The sequence below is a fragment of the Ilyobacter sp. genome, assembly GCF_041583315.1.
GTDB lineage: Bacteria > Fusobacteriota > Fusobacteriia > Fusobacteriales > Fusobacteriaceae > Ilyobacter.
Map to the genome: position 1 here is coordinate 1 of NZ_JBFHGC010000324.1, position 3428 is coordinate 3428.

The 3428-nt window shown below is 35.6% G+C and carries 3 protein-coding genes; all 3 read left to right on the plus strand.

Annotation, left to right across the window (positions count from 1 at the left end; all coding sequences use genetic code 11):
• Positions 1 to 131: 131 nt before the first annotated feature.
• Positions 132 to 1379, plus strand: a complete 1248-nt coding sequence (locus ABZA26_RS10710) for a mechanosensitive ion channel family protein (protein WP_372714519.1) — start codon at positions 132 to 134, stop codon at positions 1377 to 1379.
• 356 nt (positions 1380 to 1735) lie between these two features.
• The gene (locus ABZA26_RS10715) at positions 1736 to 2299 is read left to right on the plus strand and encodes a diguanylate cyclase (protein WP_372714520.1); all 564 of its coding nucleotides are present in this window, start codon (positions 1736 to 1738) and stop codon (positions 2297 to 2299) included.
• A 62-nt stretch (positions 2300 to 2361) separates the two neighbouring features.
• Positions 2362 to 3428: SLC13 family permease (locus ABZA26_RS10720; RefSeq protein WP_372714521.1), on the plus strand; the 1067-nt coding region annotated here is incomplete at its 3' end.

Genomic DNA, 3428 nt, shown 5'->3' on the forward strand with positions numbered 1-3428 from the left:
CACAAATTAATTATACACTCGACTATATTACATATAAAGTCTTTTTCATAATTTTATGGTTTTTTTTTTTGCCAATGAGTTGTAGAATTAGAGATATTACGTACTAACTAAAGTGAAAATCGGAGGACCATATGAAAGAACTAATAATAGACCTGCTGAAAAAGAACGGTGTAAACCCACAGCTAAGCCAGTACATAGGCTACTTTACTTTAATCTGTATCGTTATTTTAGTAGCCGTCCTGGCAGACCTCATATCTAAGAAGGTCATCCTCATAGCTGTGGAAAAACTCGTAAAAAAAACGAAAAACAGATTTGATGATATATTTATGGAGAAGAAAGGGTTTCATTATCTCTCACAGATGGCTCCGGCCATTGTGATTTATCTGTCTGCTGGGATGTTTCCACTTATTAAAACAGGACTCCACAAACTTTCTCTTATATACCTCATAACCATAACAATAATCATACTTTTCAAATTAATGGAATCCATAGAGGAGGTCTATTCCAGTCTCAGCATCTCAAGGGAGAGGCCTATCAAGGGATATGTTCAGGTCTTTCAGATGATAGCAACAATCATCGGTGGGATAATGATAATATCTAATCTTATGAATAAGTCTCCCTGGAAGTTATTGAGTGGTATAGGGGCCGTGACTGCCATTGTTCTCTTAATTTTCAAAGATTCAATTTTAGGTTTTGTAGCCGGTATACAGCTAGCTGCCAATAATATGATCAGAATCGGCGACTGGATAGAGATGCCCAAGTATAATGCCGACGGAGATGTGATAGAGATAAACCTAACCACCGTCAAAGTCCGTAATTTCGACAAGACAATCACCACAATACCTGTGTATGCATTCATCTCAGATTCCTTTAAAAACTGGAGGGGAATGTCTGAGTCTGGTGGCCGGAGGATAAAAAGACCCATATTTATCGATGCTACAACAATAAAAATATGCACAGATGAGATGATTGAGAAATACAAGAAAATATCATATATATCTGAATATATGGATAACAAAAGCAAGGAAGTAGATGAATATAACAAAAATATAGATACCTCACAGACTGCCAACGGGAGAAGGCTGACGAATATAGGTACATTCAGGAACTATGTCCTCTCATACCTGAAAAACAATCCTGAAATCAACCAGCATATGACCCTCCTTGTGAGACAGCTAGAGATTACACCTCAGGGACTCCCTATTGAGATCTACGCCTTTTCAAAGAATATTGAGTGGCAGCACTACGAGAGGATTCAGTCAGATATCTTTGACCACCTTCTAGCCGTGCTTCCAGAATTCGACCTAAAGGTATTTCAGAACCCTTCAGGGAACGATTTTAAAAGCAGTCTCCTAGGAGTAAATAATCAAAAATTTTAAAGTAAAAGGGTTTTTATCTTTCATACAGTAAAAAGTGTTATAAGTTTTATTTTTATATCTTTTTATAAGAGGTGTTTTTTATGAAAATAAATAAAAACCTTATATTTAGTGTTTTTTTCGCATTACTATTTATATGCGTTAATTTAAAAATTCTGTTTGAAAATCTGGGTCTAGATAGCACCCTTTATCTCTCATATATTTTAGCATTATTTTTGGTTTTTTCAGCTTTATTATATGTCTTAAACTTTTTCATTAAGCTCAGTAAGAAAAGAAACCGTAAGTTTTTTCCCAGTGAAACAGACTCAAAATATATTTACCACAGGGGAGAGGATAAAATCGAGATTTTCGAAAGAGATATGAACAAAAGAAAAGAGATCAAAAAACATCTGAAAAATAACCTTATGAGAATTCCCAATGAAAAACTCTTTGACAAAAAAAATATTATGAAAAACCTGGATAATGAAATTGCAAAAGCAAAGCAAGAAGGGCTTCCTTTGGTGGTTATAATGATAGATTTTAAAAGTTTCAAAGATGTCGACCTCTCCTTAGAGAAACACCTTGAAGACGATGTATTAAATAAGTTTGCTGATGCAATTATAAATGATCTCAGAAGAACAGATTATACAGGGAAGACAGAGTCAGATGAAATTATAATTATCCTCCCAAATACAACACTTAAAAAGGGGGAAGGCGTTTTATCCAGAATAAAAAACAAGATAAATGCTGTACCTCTGTCCAACGAATATTTTCTAACCTGTTTCAGTGCCAGCATACTTGGTATTCATGACAAAAATGTAGCCTTTTATAATACCAATGAAATTTTGAAATCAATCAGCGATCTCATGCATCGAGGGAGGGTATACGAGAAAACCTGCATAAATCCAAAGTTAAATACTGCCAAAAGTTTAAAGGAAATTTAAATAGTATCAGTAGTCCTATTTATGGGAAATATTATTTAAACTAAGTTGGCAGGGGTGATTTTATGCTTACATTCAAAATTATTACGGGTATTATAATATTTATTCTGACTTTTGCCATGATCATATCAGAAAAGGTACCTCCATCTCTATCGGCCATTATCGGCGGCGGAGCTATGATCATGTTGAGAATAATAGACGAACACGAGGCTCTTCTGGCAATAAGCAGAAATTTAGAGATTCTTCTCCTTCTTATGGGTCTTATGATGATAGTCAGTATCATGGCTGAGACAGGGATGTTTCAATATTTATCCATAAAATTGGCACAAAAGGCAAAAGGCGACCCAGTAAGAATAATGGCATTTCTGGGGATCGGAACTGCTATATGCTCTGCTTTTCTGGACAATGTAACCACTGTATTATTGGTAGCTCCCATATCTATCCTCCTGGCAGAACAGCTAAAAATAAAGTCACTGCCTTTTCTGATAGTGGAGATTTTTTCTGCCAATATAGGTGGCGCCGCTACACTTATTGGAGATCCTCCCAATCTTATTATAGGAAGTATGGCAGGTTTTAAATTTAACGATTTTATATATAACCTAGCTCCACTGGTAATAATAAACCTTGTGGTACTGATCTTTACAATGATTTTTATTTTCAAAGACAAGATGGACGTTTCCAGGGTTTCAAAGGCAAAAATAATGGAGATGGAAGCAGAAAGGGTCATAAAAGATAAGTCACTTCTTATTAAGTCTATGGTAGTTTTCACAACAGTAATAATAGGATTTCTGACTCATACCTCCACAGGCCTTGGCCTTGCTACAATTTCTATAATGGGTGCAGGAATGCTGATTCTTGTGTCCAAAAAAAGTCCTGAAGATATTTTTAATCACATAGAGTGGCCCACTATTTTCTTTCTTTCCGGCTTATTTGTACTTGTCGACGGAGTAGAGAATATCGGTGTAATTGAAAAAATAGGTGAGCATGTGGTGGGTATAACCAATGGAAATCTTAATTTTACAGCGATTCTTACCTTGTGGTTTTCTTCACTTTTATCCCCCTTTATGGGAGCTGTACCCTATACCATATCCTTTGCCAAGGTCATCACAGAGATCGCTCCTACTTTCCCAGG

Excerpts from the sequence above, each read along its gene's own strand:
- ABZA26_RS10710 (WP_372714519.1), top strand. The coding sequence starts at position 132 with ATGAAAGAACTAATAATAGACCTGCTGAAAAAGAACGGTGTAAACCCA.
- ABZA26_RS10715 (WP_372714520.1), top strand. The coding sequence starts at position 1,736 with ATGAACAAAAGAAAAGAGATCAAAAAACATCTGAAAAATAACCTTATG.